The following is a 19,710-nucleotide window of genomic DNA, read 5'->3' on the forward strand; positions in this document are numbered from 1 at the left end:
ACTCCGAATTACGCTGAGTGCTGTTTAATAAGGTCGATGAAATGGTCAAATAGCGGCGCAGCATCCATTGGACCTGGGCTTGCTTCTGGGTGACCTTGGAAACTGAACGCTGGTTTATCAGTGCGGTGGATACCTTGTAGAGACCCGTCAAACAATGATTTATGCGTCGCGCGTAGATTCTCTGGAAGCGTTGCTTCATCAGCTGCAAAGCCGTGGTTTTGTGAAGTAATCATAACCACATCGCGGTCGATGTCTTTTACTGGGTGGTTAGCACCGTGGTGACCAAATTTCATTTTTGCTGTTTTCGCGCCAGACGCCAAAGCAAGAATTTGGTGACCAAGACAAATGCCGAAAATAGGCAGGCCTTTATCTAGGAATACTTTCGTTGCTTCGATAGCGTAAGTACATGGTTCTGGGTCACCTGGGCCATTCGACAGGAATACGCCATCTGGGTTAAGAGCAAGAACGTCTTCAGCCGATGTTTCAGCTGGTACAACAGTTAAGCGGCAGCCGCGGTCAACGAGCATACGTAAGATGTTACGCTTGGCGCCGAAGTCGTAAGCAACAACATGGTATGGCAACTCGCTGTCGTCTTTCGCCTCAGGAAGTCCACCCGTAAGCGTCCACGAACCTTGTTTCCATTGATACGCTTCTTTTGTTGTAACCTCTTTCGCAAGATCCATTCCTTTCAAGCCAGGGAATTCTTTTGCTTTAGCTAGAGCTAACGCTTCATCTAAGTTGTTGCCGGCAACAACACAACCATTTTGAGCACCTTTCTCGCGCAAAATACGAGTTAGCTTACGCGTATCAATATCAGCGATACCAACAATATTTTGCGATTTTAGGTAGTCAGAAAGGGTTTGTTCATTGCGAAAATTAGAAGCGATAAGGGGAAGATCGCGAATCACAAGGCCTTGTGCATGAATAGAAGAAGATTCTTCGTCTTCGGAGTTCGTTCCGGTATTGCCGATGTGAGGATAAGTAAGAGTAACAATTTGCTGGGAATAGGAAGGATCGGTAAGGATTTCTTGATACCCCGTCATCGAGGTATTGAAAACTACTTCACCAACAGCTGAACCATCTGCTCCAATGGACTGACCGTGGAACACAGTCCCATCTTCTAGGACTAACAGTGCTGACTTACTCAAGGCAACCTCCAGAATAAAAATGCATTAAAATTGATTTAAATTGCAAATATAACACTTTTTTCGCATGAATGCGCAAAATCAGTGAATTTTGACAAATTGGCGATATTCTAGTGATCACTGTGATGTGTGTCAACATTTCTCGCACAGGAAATTTGTTATTTGCTAATAAAAACCCACTAATCAGCATTAACGCCATAAAAGCATAACTTTAGTCATGACCGAAGCACTATTCGGAAGCCGAAATTGAGAATTTTACAGAAATGGGCTGAGTAATGGACAGGAGAAGACAATCAACAATACGCAAACGTTAAAAACGCACCAATAACACACATATTTAAAGGTTAGATAGACCTTTTAAATCGAAGAGGCTATAAAGACAAGCTAACCAGGCCATTTAACACAACAAAAGGTCAAGATACTATAAATTAACATATCAATAGATAGCACTACGCCAGCGTTAAGCTGGCGCATAATTATTTATAACTGCTTTTATCTCACTTAACGAGTATAAACGTTACAGCTCGTTTAAACCTAACACATCAGTCATGGTGTAGAAGCCCGCAGGTTTTGCAGCCAACCATACCGCAGCCTTGATTGCGCCGTTGGCAAAGGTCATTCTATCGGTCGCTTTATGCGTTATTTCTACACGCTCACCAATATCTGCAAACATAGCTGTATGCTCGCCGACAATATCGCCTGCACGAATGGTAGCAAAACCGATCTCGTCTTTGGTTCGTTCGCCCGTGATGCCTTCACGAGCATAAACCGCGACGTCATTTAAATCATTGCCCATCGCTCCGGCTATTGCCTCACCCATACCAATAGCGGTACCCGATGGTGCATCTACCTTGTGGCGGTGGTGTGCTTCAACGATTTCAACATCACAGTAATCACCCATCACTTTGGCGGCCTTTTCAAGCAGCTTAAATACCAGGTTGACGCCTACACTGTAGTTTGGAGCCATGATGATAGGAATTTCTTTGGAGGCTTGTTCGATTTGTTGTTTTTCTTGATCAGAAAAACCGGTAGTACCAATAACAATGGTCTTGCCGTGTTGCTTACACAGTTCAATGTTTGCCAATGTACTGCTAGGCGCAGTAAAGTCGACCAGAACATCAAATTCATTAACGGCTTTAGCAAAGTCATCTACTAGCGCTACGCTCAAGCGACCTTCACCGCTTAGCTCACCTGCATCAACACCAATTAACGAAGACTCGGGACGTTCAGATGCGGCACCTAAGGTGGACTCTGAATTAAATACGGTAGCTTTGACTAAGTTACGACCCATGCGGCCGGCTGCTCCTGCAATCGCAATTCGAACCATTGCGTTCTTTCTCCATATGTAATGATGTGATCAATGTAACGTAAATGAGCAAAAGTTTCTACTAATTAAAAGTGCTAAGTAGTTTGCCCTTAGCGCGATCACTGTCAAATGAATATCTTCTCATCTTTTATTCCGTGCCTTCTTTACCGCTTCGCTTTTAGCAAAAAAAAAACGGGCTCCCCGAAGGGAACCCGCTTTCACTATGAGAATGCAAACAGCATTACTTCTTAGTAAGTTTCTCTTTAATACGAGCTGACTTACCAGAACGCTCACGTAGGTAGTACAGTTTGGCACGACGTACTGCACCACGGCGCTTAACTTCAATGCTATCAACGATAGGTGAGTGAGTTTGGAAAGCACGCTCAACGCCTTCGCCGTTCGAGATTTTACGAACAGTGAATGCAGAGTGTAGGCCACGGTTACGAATAGCGATTACAACGCCTTCGAATGCCTGTAGACGCTCACGGTCACCTTCTTTTACTTTTACCTGAACTACAACAGTGTCACCTGGTGCGAATTTAGGTAGGTCTGATTTCATTTGCTCTTCTTCAAGAGCCTTGATGATGTTGCTCATTTTGTAAATTCCTAGAATAAACTGATACTAAAATAAATAGGTTACTTGCTGTCATTACTCGCGAGCTTATGCTCTTTAACGAATTCGGCTAGTAATTGTTCCTGTTCGTCAGTCAGAGCTAGGTTTTCCAGAAGCTCTGGTCTTCTTAGCCAAGTTCGGCCTAACGATTGTTTCAATCGCCAGCGACGAATGTCTTTGTGATTTCCAGATTTGAGTACCGATGGTATCTCTTCTCCGTCCAACACTTCAGGGCGCGTATAGTGCGGGCAATCTAACAAACCATTTGCAAAAGAATCTTCTTCTGCTGACGCAAAATCTCCAAGTACACCCGGAACAAACCGAGACACTGAATCAATTAACGTCATGGCTGGGATTTCCCCACCCGTCATCACAAAATCGCCAATTGACCATTCCTGATCAACTTCCGCTTGGATGATGCGCTCATCTACCCCTTCATAGCGGCCACATATTAGAACGAGGTTCTCATATGTAGCTAACTCTTCAACACCTTGCTGGTCGAGTTTTCGACCTTGAGGTGAAAGGTAAATCACTTTCGTCGTACCCGGTGATGCATTCTTGGCTGCATGGATAGCATCGCGCAAAGGCTGAACCATCATTAGCATGCCAGGGCCGCCACCGTAAGGTCTATCATCAACAGTGCGATGTTTGTCTTGAGTGAAATCACGAGGATTCCATGTCTCTATAGACAAAAGACCTTTTTTAACCGCTTGACCTGTTACTCCATAATCAGTAACTGAACGGAACATTTCAGGAAATAGGCTTATAACCCCAACCCACATGTGTTCTCTCGCTCTATATTAATTATGGCTTAGAAGCCAGGATCCCAGTCAACTTCGATCCGGCGAGCTTCGCGATCAACATTCTTGATCACTTGCTCTTCAAGGTACGGGATTAACCGTTCCTTTTGGCCAAAAGCATCTTTAAGATTAGCCTTCACAACCAAAACATCGTTTGAGCCAGTTTCTAGGAGATCAGTAACCTCACCTAGCGAGTAACCTTTAGTGGTTACCACTTGCATACCAAACAACTCACGCCAGTAGAACTCATCTTCTGACAATTCAGGTAGTGATGCAGGGTTAACAGCAATTTCAAAGTTAGTCAGTAGTTGCGCTTCTTCACGAACTTCTAGACCTTCCAGCTTACACACATAGCCTTGACCATGACGTTTCCAGCTTTCTACTTTGTACTCAACCCATTTGCCTTTTTGGTTTAAATACCAAGGGCTATAATCAAAAATGTTTTCAGCATTGTCTGTGTAGGAAATAACTTTAAGCCAGCCACGAATGCCATAGGTAGCACCAAACTTGCCCATAACAATTTTTTCGTTTTGCTCACTCATTGTTTCTTTATCCTTCATCGACATAAGCTAATTTCTTCTTATATAAGTAAGAATTAAGCCGCTTTCTTAGCGTCTTTTACTAGCTTAGCAACACGGTCAGAAACCGTAGCGCCTTGACCAACCCAGTGATCAACACGATCTAGGTCTAGACGTAGGCCTTCTTCTTGACCTTGAGCTGTAGGGTTAAAGAAACCTACTTTCTCAATGAAACGGCCAGTTACAGCGTTGCGGCTATCAGCTACTACGATTTGATAAAATGGACGCTTTTTAGCGCCGTGACGTGCCAAACGAATGGTTACCATGTCGTCCTCTTTGCTTTCTCAATAAATAAATTGACCCCAAAAAATTAGTTTTTGGGGTCTCGTGCCAAAATAAAGCCTCGGAATTTTACTCTTATTAGGAGTCAATGCAAGGCTTTTAGCTATTTTTTCACCACTACATGGCAAGTGCTTTTTCAGTGATGAACTTCACGCAATGAGATGATTGTTAGTTCAACTCATTGCGATGAATGCAGTTTTTACGCTTGATTAGGCGCAATAAGAGGAATTAGCGACCGAAGAAACCTCCGCCTCCCATGCCTCCCATACCGCCACCGCCCATGCCACCCATCATGCCTTGCATGTTACGCATCATGCCTTTCATGCCACCTTTTTGCATTTTCTTCATCATTTTCTGCATTTGGGTGAACTGTTTAAGCATGCGGTTTACGTCTTGTACCTGAGTACCAGAACCGGCAGCAATACGTTTTTTACGAGAACCTTTAATGAGTTCAGGGCGCAAACGCTCTTTCATTGTCATTGAGTTAATGATGGCTTCCATTTGCTTGAACATCTTATCGTCAACTTTGTCTTTAACGTTGTCTGGTAAGTTGCTCATGCCCGGTAGCTTATCCATCATGCCCATCATGCCGCCCATGTTTTGCATCTGGCCTAGCTGCTCGCGGAAATCTTCTAAATCAAAGCCTTTTTTCTCTTTGAATTTTTTCGCCAGTTTTTCAGCTTGGTCAGTATCAACATTGCGCTGCAAATCTTCGATAAGTGATAGTACGTCACCCATACCAAGAATTCGCGAAGCGACACGTTCAGGGTGGAACGGTTCTAATGCATCAGTTTTTTCACCAACACCCAAGAACTTGATAGGCTTACCTGTAATGTGGCGCACAGATAATGCAGCACCACCACGGGCATCACCATCAACTTTAGTTAGGATCACACCGGTCAGAGGCAGTGCGTCACCAAAGGCTTTAGCCGTATTCGCCGCATCTTGACCTGTCATGGCATCAACCACGAATAAGGTTTCGACAGGTGTAATAGCCGCATGAAGCTCTTTGATTTCACCCATCATAGCTTCATCAATGGCTAAACGACCGGCAGTATCGACAACCAATACGTCGTAGAATTTTTTCTTAGCGTGGTCGATCGCTGCATTAGCGATATCCAATGGTTTTTGATCCGCTGAAGATGGGAAGAAATCGACGCCAACCTCACCCGCTAAGGTTTCCAACTGTTTGATCGCCGCAGGACGATAAACATCGGCAGAAACAACCAATACTTTCTTTTTATCACGCTCATTAAGAAGCTTAGACAGTTTAGCGACACTGGTGGTTTTACCAGCACCTTGTAAACCCGCCATCAAAATCACAGCAGGAGGCTGCGCGGCTAAGTCTAATGCTTCGTTAGATTCGCCCATGACCGCTTCAAGCTCAGCCTGAACGATCTTAATGAATTCTTGACCAGGGGTGAGAGATTTAGACACCTCAACACCAACAGCGCCTTCTTTAACTCGTTTTACGAATTCACGGATTACTGGTAATGCAACGTCGGCTTCCAGTAGTGCCATGCGGACTTCGCGTAACGTTTCTTTGATGTTGTCTTCGGTCAGTCGACCTTTACCGCTGATATTCTTCAGCGTTTTGGATAGTCTATCCGTTAAATTCTCAAACATAGGAGTTCGCTCAGTAAATGAGATAATTAAAGTGAGTATACATTAATCGGCCTGATGATTTCAGCAAGTGTCTGTCACAGGAACGCAAGGAATAGCGAGGACGCCACTATGCACTTGGATGTCTCTTGGGTATAATCCCCTATTCTGACAGTCAAAATTGTGAAAAACCATGGAAAGCTTGATCGCCGTTGCAGCCGTAATTCTTTATGCTCTTGCCATCAGTACGATCGTGCCAGGTTTGGCGCATCATACCGGTATCAAGACACGAGCTGTGTTTGCCTGTGCTTTATCTGCACTGTTTTTTCATGCTTGGCTCTTAAGTGACCTTATTCTAAATGGAAGTGGCCAGAATCTCAGTATTCTAAATGTCGCTTCTTTGATCAGCTTCATCATTTCTCTTGTGATGAGTGCTTCCATGTTCAAAACTCGTCTGTGGTTCTTATTGCCTGTTGTGTACGGCTTTGCCATTTTAAACCTTTCGGCGGCCACATTCTTACCCAGCGCTTACATTACACACTTAGAAAACGCACCTAAGTTGTTAATGCACATTTCTTTGGCTCTATTTTCTTACTCTACGCTCACCATTGCTGCTTTATATGCACTGCAGCTCGGCTGGCTTGATCATAAGTTAAAAAACAAAAAGTCTTTGGCAATAAACCCTAACCTTCCCCCATTAATGAAGGTGGAAAGACAACTTTTCAAGATCATCTTAATCGGTACAGTGCTGTTAACCGCCACATTAATTACCGGCTACTTCTTTGTAGACGATATGTTCATGCAAGGCAAAGCACATAAAGCCGTTCTCTCATTCATCGCGTGGGTTGTATACAGCGTATTACTTTGGGGCCACTACCAAAAAGGATGGCGTGGTACTCGAGTAACCTGGATCACTGTCGCAGGAGCGACGTTATTAACGCTGGCTTATTTTGGTAGCCGCTTTGTGCGCGAGATCATTCTCGGATAAATGTAATTTGCATTTTTGCGTCGTTGTCATTTAATTAATGAAGATGACCAGCACCTCTATATAGGAACATAAGGACAAAATCAGTTTGGATGACATATCAACGGGCATATTATTTGCCGTGCTCGCTATTCTAATCATCATCTCAGGATATTTTTCTGGCTCAGAAACAGGGATGATGTCGCTCAACAGATATCGTCTCAAACACCTTTCCAAAGAGGGCCATAAAGGGGCTCGCCGAGTAGAGAAACTGCTCGAACGTCCAGATCGCTTGATTGGCCTCATTCTCATTGGCAACAACTTAGTGAATATTTTAGCCTCTGCTATCGCGACTATTATTGGTATGCGTTTATATGGCGATCTCGGGGTCGCGATTGCAACAGGTGCCCTCACCATGGTGGTACTCGTCTTTGCAGAAGTCACACCTAAAACTCTTGCAAGCCTTTATCCTGAACGCGTGTCTTACGCCAGTTCCATTGTCTTAAGCTTACTAATGAAGATACTCTCTCCATTGGTTATTTTGGTGAACTTCATTACCAATGGCTTTATCCGTATCTTAGGTATCAAAGCAAAGCACACTAATGAAGATCATTTAAGTTCAGATGAGCTGCGTACGGTGGTAAATGAAGCTGGAAACCTCATTCCGTTGCGTCACCAAGAGATGCTGGTTTCAATTCTAGATTTAGAAAATGTCACCGTGAACGACATCATGGTGCCAAGAAATGAAATTACCGGCATTGACATCAACGACGACTGGAAATCGATTGTGCGCCAACTGACGCACTCTGCTCACGGCAGAATTGTCCTCTATCGTGATCAAATTGACGAAGTGGTGGGTATGTTGCGTATGAGGGAAGCCTATCGCATCATGCTAGAAAAAAATGAGTTTACCAAAGAAACGCTACTTCGCTCGGCTGATGAAGTGTATTTCATTCCTGAATCGACCCCGTTGAATGTTCAATTACTTAAATTCCAACGCAATAAAGAGCGCATTGGCTTGGTGGTTGATGAATATGGCGACATCAACGGCTTGGTAACGTTAGAAGATATTCTGGAAGAGATAGTTGGTGAGTTCACAACCTCAATGACACCAAGTTTAGCGGAAGAAATTACGCCTCAAACTGACGGCAGTTTTCTCATTGAGGGCAGTGCCAATATTCGAGATATTAATAAAGGGTTGAAATGGGAATTGCCTACTGATGGGCCTCGAACCTTAAACGGTCTCATCTTAGAGCACTTAGAAGACATACCTGAAAGCCACATCAGTATTCAAATTTCCAACCACCCGATGGAAATCATGGATTTCACTGAGAACAAAATTAAGATGGTGAAGGTGTTTCCGTCTAAAGGCTAAAGGCTAAAGGCTAAAGAAGACTACATAGAAATAAAAGAACGCTTAGATTGCACTAATCTAAGCGTTCTTTTTTATCTTAATCGTATTTAACCTTGCCTCTTATACTACTCGGTTAAGATTTCCGCCGGCGACAAATGCTTCGATATTTTCAATCACGATTTCACACAATCGCGTAATTGCGCTATCACTGCCCCAAGCGACATGTGGGGTGATCAGTAGATTAGGTAAGCTCGAGTTTTCAATTAACGGATTCGAATCGGGAGCGGGCTCTTGCGTTGCAACATCGAACCCAGCCGCACCAATTTGCCCTGATTTTAAGGCATCAACTAACGCAAATTCATCCACCAGCCCGCCACGTCCTGTATTGATAAGGGTCGCACTTGCTTTCATCAATGTAAGTTCTGCTTGGCCAATTAAGTTCTGAGTCTCGTTGTTTAATGGACAATGCAGGCTAACTACATCCGCTTGTTTCAATACCTCTTCAAAAGGCAGATAACCCTCACGACAATCAGCTTGACCTTTCCGCTCAGCAAACAGGACTTTCATTCCAATCGCTTCAGCCAGTTTTGCGACAGATTGCCCTAACGCACCAGAACCAAAGATCCCGATGGTCGAATCAGCGACATCATTAATAGGGTGCGTCAGAAAACAAAACTGCCGCGAATCGCCCCACTTGCCTGCCTGAACATCTTGATGGTAAGCCAACAGATTTCGTCTTAGAGTGAATAACATAGCAATGACATGCTCAGGTACAGAGCGAGTCGCGTATCCTTGCACATTACACACCGCAATCCCCTGCTTACGGCAGTAATCCAAATCAACGTTGTTGACGCCGGTAGCGGCAACAACAATCAACTTTAGTTGCCTTGCATTAGCCAAATTGCTTTCATCAAGACGGACTTTATTACTCACAACCACAACAGCGTGTTCGATCCGAGAGGCGACCCCTTCTGCAAAAGTGAAAGAGTGTTCAAGCCATTGATGCTCAAAGCTCAGTGCAGGAAAGCAAATATGTGCGGGAATGGTTTCCCTATCGAGTAAGACGACGTTCATTGAATCGTTACCTCCCTGTAACGCTGCACGCAAACTTAACTTTCGCCAGCTGCGCTAATTTTTAGGTAGGGTTTTATAATCCGGCAATTCTAGCGCAAATTCAAATACATTGAGCAACTCAGGTTTCGCTTGTGGATAAAAATCACAAGGAACAAAGATCACTTTTAGTTGATTGGTTGCAGGGTGATAGAAACTCAATTCTGCCGAATGCAATTGTAAGCGTTCTGAATACGCTAGCGCTTCATCTTTGGCATAAAACTCATCACCCACAATCGAATGCCCTAATTCCATCATATGAACACGCAGTTGATGAGATCGGCCAGTAATTGGTAATAGACGTACCACGCTGGTTTTATCTTCTCTATCGAGCACTTGATAGCGTGTTTGAGAAGGTTTGCCATGCTCATAACACACTTTCTGTAACGGACGGTTAGGCCAATCACAAATCAAAGGTAAATCCACCTCACCTTCGCTCTCGTTCGGTTGTCCCCAAACTCTCGCGTAATAGATTTTATGGGTCAAACGGTATTGGAACTGCTTTTTAAGATGGCGTTCGGCCTCTTTGTTTTTTGCCAGCAGCATCAAACCTGAAGTCGACATATCAAGTCGATGTACCACTTGGATCTCTGGATAAACCGCGACTAAACGACTCCACAAGCTGTCGTAGTGTTCGGCTAAACGCCCCGGCACCGACAACAAGCCTGGTGGCTTATTTGCCACAAGGATATCGTCGTCTTCATATTGAATGTCGAGCCAAGGCTCTGTTGGCGGAAGGTATTCAAGCATTGCCATGGCGTTAAAGTTCTCGCGGTAATGAATGAGGAGCTATGACAACTCCTAGGGCTTTATGGGCGAAGAAAGATTAAGAAGTCTGGCGAAAGGTGTGATTCATCTTAGAAGCCAACTCACATCATCTTTCGCCTTTAGCAAAGCGTTCTTAACCCCTCAGCCTTTTTTAATTATGACTAACAACAATCAAGCGTAACGAATCTAGCTGAATCTGAGCACGATTAATCAAACCCGTAAGCTCTTTAATCTGCGCCTCGATGGCTTCAAGTTCTTCATCACGGATATTTGGGTTCACAACTTTTAGTGCTTGTAAACGCTCAAGCTCACCATTCAGATTTTGCTGCATGTCTTGCATGGCTTGTGCTCTCACTTTTTCAAGCTGAGGCTCCACATGCCCCTCACCCGCTTCAATCAACTGGTGCACTTGTGCTTGCACAGAGTTCACCAATTTACTGGCTAAATGACGATTAACAGGACTTAGCTGACGGTTGAAACCCTCAAACTCTACTTGTTCAGACAAATCGTTACCACGGCCATCCAACATGATGCGAATTGGCGTTTGAGGTAGGAACTGAGAAATACCACTGCGTTTTGGTGCTTGCGCATCCACAAGGTAAACCAACTCCAATAAGATGGTTCCCACAGGCAACGCTTTGTTTTTTAACAACGACACCGCTGATGTACCAACGCCTTCGCTCAGTAGCAAGTCGATACCACCTTGGATCATTGGGTGCTCCCAACTCATGAAATGCATATCTTCACGAGACAGAGCCGTTTCACGATCAAACGTGATGGTTGCGCCTTCATATGGCAAACCCGGATAACTTGGCACCATCATGTGCTCTGATGGCGTGACCACCAATGCGTTTTCGCCTTTGTCATCTTGATTCAAACCTATGGTATCGAACAGACCTAAAGCGAACGTTACTAAATTAGTATCGCCATCAGTGCTTTCAATTTTTTCAACAATCTCATGGGCTCGATCGCCGCCGTTTGAATGCATTTCCAACAAACGATCACGGCCTTGTTCTAGCTTAGATTTCAACTCAAGGTTGAGTTTGTTTGACTCTTCAATGACGTCATCAAGACCTTCACTGGTTCCTGACGCCAAAATATCCACTAACTGTTCAACAAATTGATCGTAAACGGCACGGCCTGTAGGGCATGTTTCTCTGAAGGCATTCAAACCTTCATCGAACCAACGCGCTAAGGTGCCTTGCGACGTACCTTCAAGGTAAGGAACGTAAACATCGATATCACGTTGTTGGCCAATACGATCCAAACGACCGATACGCTGCTCTAATAGGTCAGGATTAAACGGCAGATCAAACATCACCAATTGGTTGGCAAACTGGAAGTTGCGGCCTTCAGAGCCAATCTCCGAACAGATCAATACCTGTGCACCGCCTTCTTCTTGAGCAAAATACGCCGATGCTTTATCTCGTTCGATAATAGACATGCCTTCGTGGAATACGGTGGCACGAATGCCTTCACGCTCACGCAATGCTTGCTCTAGTTGCAATGCAGTATTAGAACGCGAAGCGATCACCAATATTTTTTCACTGCGCTTTTCTTTAATTTTTTCAAGCAACCAGTTCACACGAGAATCGAACTGCCACCACGACGCGCTATCGCCTTCAAACTCTTGGAAAATTTCTTCTGGGTAGAGCATTTTCATTGCGCGAGCTTCAGGCTTCATTTTCGCCCCACCTAGCATTCCGGCTACACGCATCGCTGTTGTGTATTGGCTCGGGATCGGCATAGGTAGAATATGAACGTTACGCTTAGGGAAACCTTTGATTGCTGCTCTGGTGTTTCTAAATAGCACGCGGCCAGTGCCGTGTCGGTCCATGAGGCTGTCAATCAACTCTTGGCGGACTTTGGCTTTCTCTTCTTCCGCCGCGTCACCTTCAATAATATTGAACAAAGGTTCTACATCTTGCTCGTGCAACAGTTCTGCAATCTGTTTTTTAGCGTCACTCTCTAGATTTTGACCAGAAAATAGTGTTGTTACCGCATCTGCAACTGGCGCGTATTGCGCTTCTTCTTTTACAAATTCTTCGTAGTCGTAGAAACGGTCAGAATCAAGCAACCTCAAGCGAGCAAAGTGGCTTTCATGCCCCAATTGTTCTGGTGTTGCCGTTAGCAGTAATACACCATCGGTACGCTCAGCTAACCCTTCCACCACTTGGTATTCACGACTTGGTTTTTCTTGGCTCCACTCTAGGTGGTGCGCTTCATCAACAACCAATAGGTCCCAGTCACCCTCTAACGCTTGGTCCAAACGCTTCTTGCTCTTACGTAAGAAGTCTAAAGAACATAACACCAACTGTTGCGTATCAAACGGGTTATCTGCTTCTGCATAGGCCTCAACACAGCGTTCTTCATCAAAAATAGAAAAGTGCATATTGAAGCGGCGCATCATCTCGACTAACCATTGATGCTGTAGAGTTTCAGGCACTAAAATCAAAATACGCTCAGCACGGCCAGATAACAGCTGTTGGTGCATGATCATGCCGGCTTCAATGGTTTTACCCAAACCAACTTCATCCGCCAGTAAAACACGAGGCGCGTGACGACGCCCTACTTCATGGGCAATATAAAGTTGATGAGGAATTAAGCCTGCGCGCATACCACATAAGCCACGCATCGGGCTCTTATGTTGCTGAAATTGGTTTTTAAGTGCGCGATAACGCAAAACAAAGTTATCCATGCGGTCGATTTGGCCTGCATATAACTTGTCTTGCGGTTTATTGAAACGAATTTGATGACTTAAGAATATTTCGCGTAAAGCGACATCACTTTCTTCAGTATCTTGACGAGTACCAAAGTACGTCAGAATACCTGCGTCTTCAGATACTTCTTCTACTTTTAACGTCCAGCCTTCTTGAGCATCAATCACATCCCCAACGTTAAAGGTTACTCTGGTCACTGGGGCATCGGTGCGAGCGTAGACTCTGTTTTCTTCTGATGCCGCAAACATTAGTGTAACTGTACGAGCATCCATTGCGACGACCGTACCAAGACCTAAATCACTCTCTGTATCACTAATCCAGCGTTGACCTAAAGCAAATGCCATGTGATTGACTACCTCATTTTTTATGACTAAATCCACAAGTAAGGATAAGTATATTCGAATCTGGAGTAACTCCAGCCTTACCTGCTCAAAAGGGCGCTAATCTTACTTGATGCCGTGATTTAGGTCACGTTGAAAGCGAGCAAAATGTGGCTTTTTTTATGCTGTTTCTCATTTGCCATCAAAGTGTAAGAAAGATGTGACAATCCTAAAACAAAGTTCTCACAGATTTCATATACTAGAACTGTGTTCATTTGTTTGATTAAGCATTTGAACGGGTATCTAAACGGGTTTGAAGTATGTGGCTGTTTAGAAGCACCTTGGGGTAAGGCTCACTCAATTGGATGGGTAACGACACCTCACCCCAGCGCTTTTTCGGCCTCTGCTCAAATCATTCATTGCAAACTATTTGCAAATCGAACTGAGCAATCTGCTACGGCAGAAAGGAGACGTTTATGGGCGATACCGATAAGAAAATCTTTGTTCTCGATACCAATATCCTGCTACACGAACCTTTCGCTATTTATTCTTTCCAAGAACATGATGTCATCATTCCAATGACCGTACTAGAAGAGCTTGACCGCATTAAAGACAGCAAACGTGACGTCGCCAGAGACGCACGCGTGGCGATTCGCAGCATGGAAAATCTATTCCACGACGCCACACCAGATCAAATTTCAGAAGGTATTCCTCTTCATAAAGACAATCAAAGCAGTGGCACGATCGCTATTTTAGCCGACTTCGAATTACAAGAGACCGTACGAGCTTTTGCTGATAAGGAAGGCGATAATCGTATTTTAAACGGTGTGATTTATTTACAGAACAAACGTTCCCCTCGAGATGTGGTGCTCATCACCAAAGACATCAACATGAGGCTTCGAGCCAAAGGGGCTGGCGTGCGCTTAGTCGAAGATTACCGCACCGACCAACTGATTGATGACGTGCAGTTCTTAACTAAGGGCTTTCACAAGTACCCTGGCGACTTCTGGCAACAAATTGAAAACGTCGAAAGCAAAAGCTTAGCAGGTAAAACCTTCCATACTTTAGATAAGGAAGAACTTGAAGCAACATTTGTTAATCAATATTTAATTGATGAGAGAAGTGACTTTGCAGGCCGAGTAGATTCCATCGAAGAAGACAAAATCGTCATCAAAGACATTGGACATGAACGCTTAATGCATCGTCAGGCGTGGGATATCAGGCCAAAGAACATCTATCAAGGCATGGCGCTAGATGCACTGCTTGACCCAGACATTGATTTGGTCATCTTAACGGGTGCAGCAGGAAGCGGAAAAACATTGCTTGCCATGGCCGCGGCTTTAGAGCAAAACATTGAACGCAGTATGTTCGACAAAATTATCGTAACAAGAAATACCCCAGATATAGGTGAGTCGATTGGTTTTTTACCGGGCAGCGAAGAGGAGAAGATGATGCCGTGGCTCGCAGCAATCACAGATACACTCGAAGCCTTGCATAAAAACGATCACTGTACCGAAGGCTCATTAAAATACATCTGCGATAAAGCCAACATTCAATTTAAATCGATCAACTTTATGCGTGGACGATCCATTCAAAATGCATTTGTTTTATTAGATGAGTGTCAAAACTTAACCGCTTCACAAATCAAGACCATCATCACGCGTTGTGGCGAAGGAACGAAAATTGTCTGTTCAGGCAACTTGGCTCAAATTGATTCACCTTACCTAACCCCTGTAACCTCAGGGCTAACGTATATGGTTGAGCGATTTAAAAACTTCCCCGGTAGTGCCAACATTCATCTAAATGGTGTGGTTCGTAGCCGGCTCGCTGAGTTTGCTGAAGAAAACCTATAGTTCATGGCTTTTTGAACCATTGCGCCCAAAACGTTTTGGGCGCATTCACCATCACTCCCCAGCGCGAACAAAAGCACTGAGGTGTGGATTGTTGTGATTTTGAGTCAGTTCCTCAATGGTGCCCACACTTTCCACCTCACCATTACGCATAAAGGCAAATTGACTCGCAATCGCCTTCGCGTCACTAATATGGTGTGTCACCATCACGATGGTAATCCCTTTTTCGACGGCGAGCCTTTTCACCAGCTCCAGCATGTCTTCTCGAATAACGGGATCGAGTGCGGAAAATGGCTCATCGAGCAGCCAAATAGGGTGAGGCTGTACAAAGCATCGAGCTAAAGCAACCCGTTGTTTTTGGCCTCCTGACAGTTGCTCTGGTAATCGGCCTAGATAGCTTTCAATCCCGACAAGTTCCGCCGCATCGCTCACCTGCTGGTGCTGCGCTTGCGAGAGCTTAAGGCCTGGATGCAAACCAAGGCCAATGTTTTCTCGTATAGTGAGATGAGCAAACAGGTTATGCTCTTGAAATAGCATTGAAAGCGGTCGTTGGTGTGGCAATAGCCCCAACAAACTCGCTTGATCAACGCTGATCTCACCGCTGCTCGGCTCAATAAACCCAGCAACCAATGCCAGTAAAGTCGACTTCCCGGCGCCACTTGGGCCCATAAGAGCGACAATGTCTCCTTGGTCAGCCTGCAGGTTAAACGTAAACAGCTCTTGCTGATATTGGTAATTGACGTTCGTTAACTCAAGCATTGCCACGGGTAGCCTCCGTTTTTAATAATCTTTCTATAATGATGAAACTCAATACGCTCACAATTAAAAGGCTCAAAGAAACGGCCGCCGCTGCATCCATTTGATAACTTCCTAACATTTGGAACAGATACAGAGGTAAGGTTCTAAATTCTTGACCACCAAATAATGCGATGGCGCTGAGATCCCCCATCGATAGCATAAAACTGATCGCAAGCGCATGAGCAATCGGTTTACGTAATGCACGCCATTCCATTAACTTCAAATGGTCCCAGCCCGCCACACCCAAACTTGCGGTTAGGTACTGATATTGCTGTACTAATTGAAACATCGGCTGAGCCAGTGTTTTAATCACATATGGCAAGGCCATTAAGCTGTTGACCGCAATCACAACCCAAAATGCGACACTAAATACATCGGTAATGCTTCGCATCAGCAAGAACAACCCCGTACTCACCACCAAGCCGGGGGTAACGAGAATAATGGTGCCTATCAATTCTATTTTATCGGCTTTGAACGTTTTTCCGGTTAAGCGCCATATTCGGCTCGTCGCTAAGATCATCGAACCTAATGTCAGGGATCCAATGCTCGCCAACACGGCCACTTGCAATGACGCCGCCAGTGCCTGCCAAAAATTGCCATCCAGTAGCACCGCTAAGGCGCTTGGGTTGACGCCACTCACCACCACCATCAATAACGGCGGAATAACCAAAAACACCGAACCTAGTATCCAAAACCCGTCCCATGCTCTGGCTAACTTACTGTCTCTTCTAAACGCTGACGAACTTTGTGACGACCCGATAGATGTGGGCTGCGGCTTTGCCAGTTTTTGAATGGCCAAAGCCAGTAATCCACACAGCAACATTTGCCATATAGCTAACAAAGCCCCTGCTTGAAGATCAAAATCAAATTTAATCGCTTGGTAGATGGCCAACTCAATTGTCGTTGACTTCGGCCCACCTCCCAACGCCATGACGGTTGCAAAACTGGTAAAGCAAAGCATAAAAACGAGGCCACAAACATGTGGTAACTGTTGCATTAGCCTAGGCCACTCTACCCAGCGAAATTTTTGCCAGTGATTCATTCCTAGATGGGCGCACAACTTGTGTTGTTCGTATGGTATCCCGTCCAGAGATTGCACCAACAAGCGTGTTGCGTAAGGTAAATTAAAAAAGACATGGGCCAACAAGATGCCGTTTAATCCATAAATAGAAAAGTCTGGTTCTAGCCCTAACCCCTTTAGCCCGTCTATCAATAAACCGCTGTTACCATAAATGGCAAGTAGACCAAATACACCGACTAGTACGGGTAAGACCAAGGTGCTAGCAAACAGTTTAAGCAGCAGGCTTCTGCCCCAAAACTTCCGTTTTGAAATGGCATGAGCCACCGGAATCGCAAAGCCGACACTGAGTAAAGTCGACAAAAAGGCTTGGTAGAAACTAAATTGAGTCACATGGCGATAGTAAGGATCGCTCCAGATGTAGCTTGGATCAAAAGAAGGGGCGTGCAGTAACAAAGCACTCAAGGCTGCAATAACGAAAAGGGCAATGCCAATAGCGGCAATGATGCCGGACTTAGGAACACGTCTGATCACGACAGGTCGCTTATAGTAAGAAGAGAGCTGCGCATTATGCACAGCTCAAACAATATAAAGAACAGAGAGTAACCTAACGAGAGTCGAAAACGAATAACGAAACTAATTAGTTAATGCACTTTGCCACTCACGCACCCAGCTTTTACGCTGTTTTGCGATTTCTTCCGGAGAAAAAGACAGAGCCTTACTTGGAACAGAAAGCGCGTCATACCCTTTTGGCAATTCAACGTCGGTTGCAGGGTACATCCAGTTACCAGTAGGCATAGCAGATTGGAACTCTGAGCTTAAGATAAATTGCATAAATTGCTCACTTAGCTCTGGGTTTTTACTTGCTTTTACTTTTGCAGCCACTTCAACTTGCGTGTAGTGCCCCTCAGAAAAGCTAGCTGCTGCATACTTTTCGTCTTGCTCTGCGATGATGTGATAAGCCGGGGACGTCGTATAAGACAACACCATGTCAGACTCACCTTTCAAGAACATGTTATACGCTTCCGACCAGCCCTTGGTAACAGTGACGGTTTTCTTCGCTAACTGCTGCCATGCATCACTGACGTTATCGCCATAGACAGATTTCATCCATAACATCAGGCCTTGTCCTGGCGTTGACGTCCGAGGGTCTTGATAGATAACTTTAAGATCGTCTCGTTGCTCAACCAGCTCTTTTAAGCTTTTAGGAGGATTCTTTAAAGCTTCTTTGTTGTATACAAAAGCGAAATAGCCAAAATCGTATGGGACAAAAGTGGTATCTTGCCAGCCACCGGGTACCACCACCGCTGAAGTATCTACGCTGTGCTCAGCTAATAAGCCGGTTTGCTTAGCTTCGGCCATTAGGTTGTTATCAAGGCCAAGCAGTACATCCGCTTTGCTGTTTTTTCCTTCCAAGCGCAAGCGATTCAAAATGGTGACACCATCATCCAAGGCAACCAAATTTAACGTACAGCCACATTGTGCTTCGAACGCTTTTTTAACCGCTGGGCCTGGGCCCCAATCAGCAGCAAATGAGTCGTAAGTATAAACGGTTAGCGTATCGGTATTCGCCATGGCGAATGGGGAAATCAGTGTAGCTACAGCTACTGACATCAGTGTTTTGTTCACAGCTCGCTCCTATCCTTTATGAGTGAGCGGCACAGGGGTTGAGGTGAAAGGTTCAAGCTCAATTCCTACGCCAGCATTATCTGGTTCAGGTATACGGGTATGATTCTCAGCGTCGGCAACATGCCTCAGCACCCCGAGAGTTTTGGTTTGATGAGTATCAAACGTTGCAGCATTGTAAACTGTTCTACATCATTGAGCTATATGCATTACCACTCAATCATTAAGATGGCCTTTGGTCGTAACCCCAACGTGGTACCATTTTTTGTTCAACACCAAGATGATCTAATATTCTAGCAACCATAAAATCAACTAAGTCCTCAATCGACTTCGGTTGATGATAAAAGCCAGGAGCAGCAGGCATGATGGTGACCCCAAGCTGAGACAGTTTGTGCATGTTTTCTAGGTGCAATGTCGAAAATGGCGTTTCACGCACCACCAACAAGAGCTGGCCCCGCTCTTTCATCACCACATCAGCGGCACGCTCTATCAAATTATCAGACATCCCATGGGCAATGGCAGCAACACTGCCTGCACTACAAGGACAAACCACCATTTGCTTTGGAGCGGCAGAGCCCGAAGCAACGGGTGAAAACCAATCGTCTTTACCACATACCACCAATTTTTCAGGGTCGCAGTGCAGGTGTTCAACTAGCGCTTGTTTAGCTGCGTCAGGGCCACTTGGCAGCTTTAAACCATGTTCTGTTGCCAGTACAACTCGTGCCGCCGATGAAATAAGCAAAAAAACTTGGAAATCAGCCGCTAATAAACATTCAAGGAGTCTCAATCCGTAAGGAGCCCCAGAGGCCCCAGTAAATGCCAAGGTGATGGATTTTTGATGTTTGTTCATGGTTGC

Annotated in this window: 17 protein-coding genes; 3 read left to right on the forward strand and 14 right to left on the reverse strand. The window is 44.9% G+C overall.

Annotation, left to right across the window (positions count from 1 at the left end; genetic code table 11):
* Positions 1-8: 8 nt before the first annotated feature.
* From carA to ffh, 7 genes are all read right to left on the reverse strand, one after another.
* Positions 9-1,148 (reverse strand): glutamine-hydrolyzing carbamoyl-phosphate synthase small subunit, encoded by a 1,140-nt coding sequence (carA, locus tag QWZ04_RS08430; protein ID WP_290326915.1) that lies wholly within the window; start codon positions 1,146-1,148, stop codon positions 9-11.
* A gap of 514 nt (positions 1,149-1,662) precedes the next feature.
* A complete protein-coding gene (gene dapB, locus QWZ04_RS08435) occupies positions 1,663-2,472 on the reverse strand; it encodes a 4-hydroxy-tetrahydrodipicolinate reductase (protein WP_290326918.1) in 810 nt (269 codons plus the stop codon).
* A gap of 220 nt (positions 2,473-2,692) precedes the next feature.
* A complete protein-coding gene (gene rplS / locus QWZ04_RS08440; protein ID WP_102523068.1) occupies positions 2,693-3,046 on the reverse strand; it encodes a 50S ribosomal protein L19 in 354 nt (117 codons plus the stop codon).
* A 41-nt stretch (positions 3,047-3,087) separates the two neighbouring features.
* Positions 3,088-3,846 (reverse strand): tRNA (guanosine(37)-N1)-methyltransferase TrmD, encoded by a 759-nt coding sequence (gene trmD, locus QWZ04_RS08445; protein WP_290326920.1) that lies wholly within the window; start codon positions 3,844-3,846, stop codon positions 3,088-3,090.
* A 29-nt stretch (positions 3,847-3,875) separates the two neighbouring features.
* Positions 3,876-4,430, reverse strand: coding sequence for a ribosome maturation factor RimM (rimM, locus tag QWZ04_RS08450; RefSeq protein WP_290326922.1), 555 nt, complete (start codon positions 4,428-4,430; stop codon positions 3,876-3,878).
* Between the two features lie 29 nt (positions 4,431-4,459).
* Entirely contained in the window at positions 4,460-4,708 is a 249-nt protein-coding gene (gene rpsP / locus QWZ04_RS08455; protein ID WP_290326924.1) for a 30S ribosomal protein S16, read from the reverse strand.
* 244 nt (positions 4,709-4,952) lie between these two features.
* The gene (gene ffh / locus QWZ04_RS08460) at positions 4,953-6,350 is read right to left on the reverse strand and encodes a signal recognition particle protein (RefSeq protein WP_290326925.1); all 1,398 of its coding nucleotides are present in this window, start codon (positions 6,348-6,350) and stop codon (positions 4,953-4,955) included.
* Between the two features lie 169 nt (positions 6,351-6,519).
* Here ffh and QWZ04_RS08465 point away from each other — a divergent pair, with 169 nt between their 5' ends.
* Together QWZ04_RS08465 and QWZ04_RS08470 are read left to right on the forward strand one after the other, a co-directional pair.
* Entirely contained in the window at positions 6,520-7,314 is a 795-nt protein-coding gene (locus tag QWZ04_RS08465) for a cytochrome C assembly family protein (RefSeq protein ID WP_290326928.1), read from the forward strand.
* 85 nt (positions 7,315-7,399) lie between these two features.
* A complete protein-coding gene (locus QWZ04_RS08470; RefSeq protein ID WP_290326930.1) occupies positions 7,400-8,665 on the forward strand; it encodes an HlyC/CorC family transporter in 1,266 nt (421 codons plus the stop codon).
* A gap of 99 nt (positions 8,666-8,764) precedes the next feature.
* Here QWZ04_RS08470 and QWZ04_RS08475 read toward each other — a convergent pair whose 3' ends face one another.
* The 3 genes from QWZ04_RS08475 to rapA all read right to left on the reverse strand — a co-directional run bounded on the left by QWZ04_RS08475 (position 8,765) and on the right by rapA (position 13,586).
* Positions 8,765-9,718, reverse strand: a complete 954-nt coding sequence (locus tag QWZ04_RS08475) for a D-2-hydroxyacid dehydrogenase (protein WP_290326932.1) — start codon at positions 9,716-9,718, stop codon at positions 8,765-8,767.
* Between the two features lie 54 nt (positions 9,719-9,772).
* On the reverse strand, positions 9,773-10,510 hold the full coding sequence (rluA, locus tag QWZ04_RS08480; RefSeq protein WP_290326934.1) for a bifunctional tRNA pseudouridine(32) synthase/23S rRNA pseudouridine(746) synthase RluA: 738 nt from the start codon (positions 10,508-10,510) through the stop codon (positions 9,773-9,775).
* Between the two features lie 163 nt (positions 10,511-10,673).
* Complete coding sequence (gene rapA / locus QWZ04_RS08485; protein ID WP_290326936.1) at positions 10,674-13,586, reverse strand: RNA polymerase-associated protein RapA; 2,913 nt, start codon at positions 13,584-13,586, stop codon at positions 10,674-10,676.
* Positions 13,587-14,038: 452 nt separating this feature from the next.
* Between rapA and QWZ04_RS08490 the strand changes: the two genes are divergently transcribed.
* Positions 14,039-15,415 (forward strand): PhoH family protein, encoded by a 1,377-nt coding sequence (locus QWZ04_RS08490; RefSeq protein ID WP_290326938.1) that lies wholly within the window; start codon positions 14,039-14,041, stop codon positions 15,413-15,415.
* A gap of 51 nt (positions 15,416-15,466) precedes the next feature.
* Here QWZ04_RS08490 and thiQ read toward each other — a convergent pair whose 3' ends face one another.
* From thiQ to QWZ04_RS08510, 4 genes are all read right to left on the reverse strand, one after another.
* Complete coding sequence (gene thiQ / locus QWZ04_RS08495) at positions 15,467-16,171, reverse strand: thiamine ABC transporter ATP-binding protein (RefSeq protein ID WP_290327078.1); 705 nt, start codon at positions 16,169-16,171, stop codon at positions 15,467-15,469.
* A complete protein-coding gene (thiP, locus tag QWZ04_RS08500; RefSeq protein WP_290326940.1) occupies positions 16,164-17,762 on the reverse strand; it encodes a thiamine/thiamine pyrophosphate ABC transporter permease ThiP in 1,599 nt (532 codons plus the stop codon). The genes thiQ and thiP overlap by 8 nt, the downstream gene beginning before the upstream one ends.
* Positions 17,763-17,864: 102 nt before the next feature.
* Positions 17,865-18,842, reverse strand: coding sequence for a thiamine ABC transporter substrate binding subunit (gene thiB, locus QWZ04_RS08505; RefSeq protein WP_435433596.1), 978 nt, complete (start codon positions 18,840-18,842; stop codon positions 17,865-17,867).
* Positions 18,843-19,077: 235 nt separating this feature from the next.
* Positions 19,078-19,704 carry a flavin prenyltransferase UbiX gene (locus QWZ04_RS08510; RefSeq protein ID WP_290326945.1) on the reverse strand — a complete coding sequence of 209 codons (627 nt, stop codon included), beginning with the start codon at positions 19,702-19,704 and terminating at the stop codon, positions 19,078-19,080.
* Positions 19,705-19,710: the final 6 nt, after the last annotated feature.

The organism is Vibrio tapetis subsp. quintayensis (assembly GCF_030409945.1).
Classification (GTDB): Bacteria; Pseudomonadota; Gammaproteobacteria; order Enterobacterales; family Vibrionaceae; genus Vibrio; species Vibrio quintayensis.

Excerpts from the sequence above, each read along its gene's own strand:
- thiB (WP_435433596.1), bottom strand. The coding sequence starts at position 18,842 with ATGTCAGTAGCTGTAGCTACACTGATTTCCCCATTCGCCATGGCGAAT.
- rplS (WP_102523068.1), bottom strand. The coding sequence starts at position 3,046 with ATGAGCAACATCATCAAGGCTCTTGAAGAAGAGCAAATGAAATCAGAC.
- QWZ04_RS08465 (WP_290326928.1), top strand. The coding sequence starts at position 6,520 with ATGGAAAGCTTGATCGCCGTTGCAGCCGTAATTCTTTATGCTCTTGCC.
- dapB (WP_290326918.1), bottom strand. The coding sequence starts at position 2,472 with ATGGTTCGAATTGCGATTGCAGGAGCAGCCGGCCGCATGGGTCGTAAC.
- rimM (WP_290326922.1), bottom strand. The coding sequence starts at position 4,430 with ATGTCGATGAAGGATAAAGAAACAATGAGTGAGCAAAACGAAAAAATT.
- rpsP (WP_290326924.1), bottom strand. The coding sequence starts at position 4,708 with ATGGTAACCATTCGTTTGGCACGTCACGGCGCTAAAAAGCGTCCATTT.
- rluA (WP_290326934.1), bottom strand. The coding sequence starts at position 10,510 with ATGGCAATGCTTGAATACCTTCCGCCAACAGAGCCTTGGCTCGACATT.
- thiQ (WP_290327078.1), bottom strand. The coding sequence starts at position 16,171 with ATGCTTGAGTTAACGAACGTCAATTACCAATATCAGCAAGAGCTGTTT.
- QWZ04_RS08510 (WP_290326945.1), bottom strand. The coding sequence starts at position 19,704 with ATGAACAAACATCAAAAATCCATCACCTTGGCATTTACTGGGGCCTCT.
- QWZ04_RS08490 (WP_290326938.1), top strand. The coding sequence starts at position 14,039 with ATGGGCGATACCGATAAGAAAATCTTTGTTCTCGATACCAATATCCTG.
- trmD (WP_290326920.1), bottom strand. The coding sequence starts at position 3,846 with ATGTGGGTTGGGGTTATAAGCCTATTTCCTGAAATGTTCCGTTCAGTT.
- ffh (WP_290326925.1), bottom strand. The coding sequence starts at position 6,350 with ATGTTTGAGAATTTAACGGATAGACTATCCAAAACGCTGAAGAATATC.
- QWZ04_RS08475 (WP_290326932.1), bottom strand. The coding sequence starts at position 9,718 with ATGAACGTCGTCTTACTCGATAGGGAAACCATTCCCGCACATATTTGC.
- rapA (WP_290326936.1), bottom strand. The coding sequence starts at position 13,586 with ATGGCATTTGCTTTAGGTCAACGCTGGATTAGTGATACAGAGAGTGAT.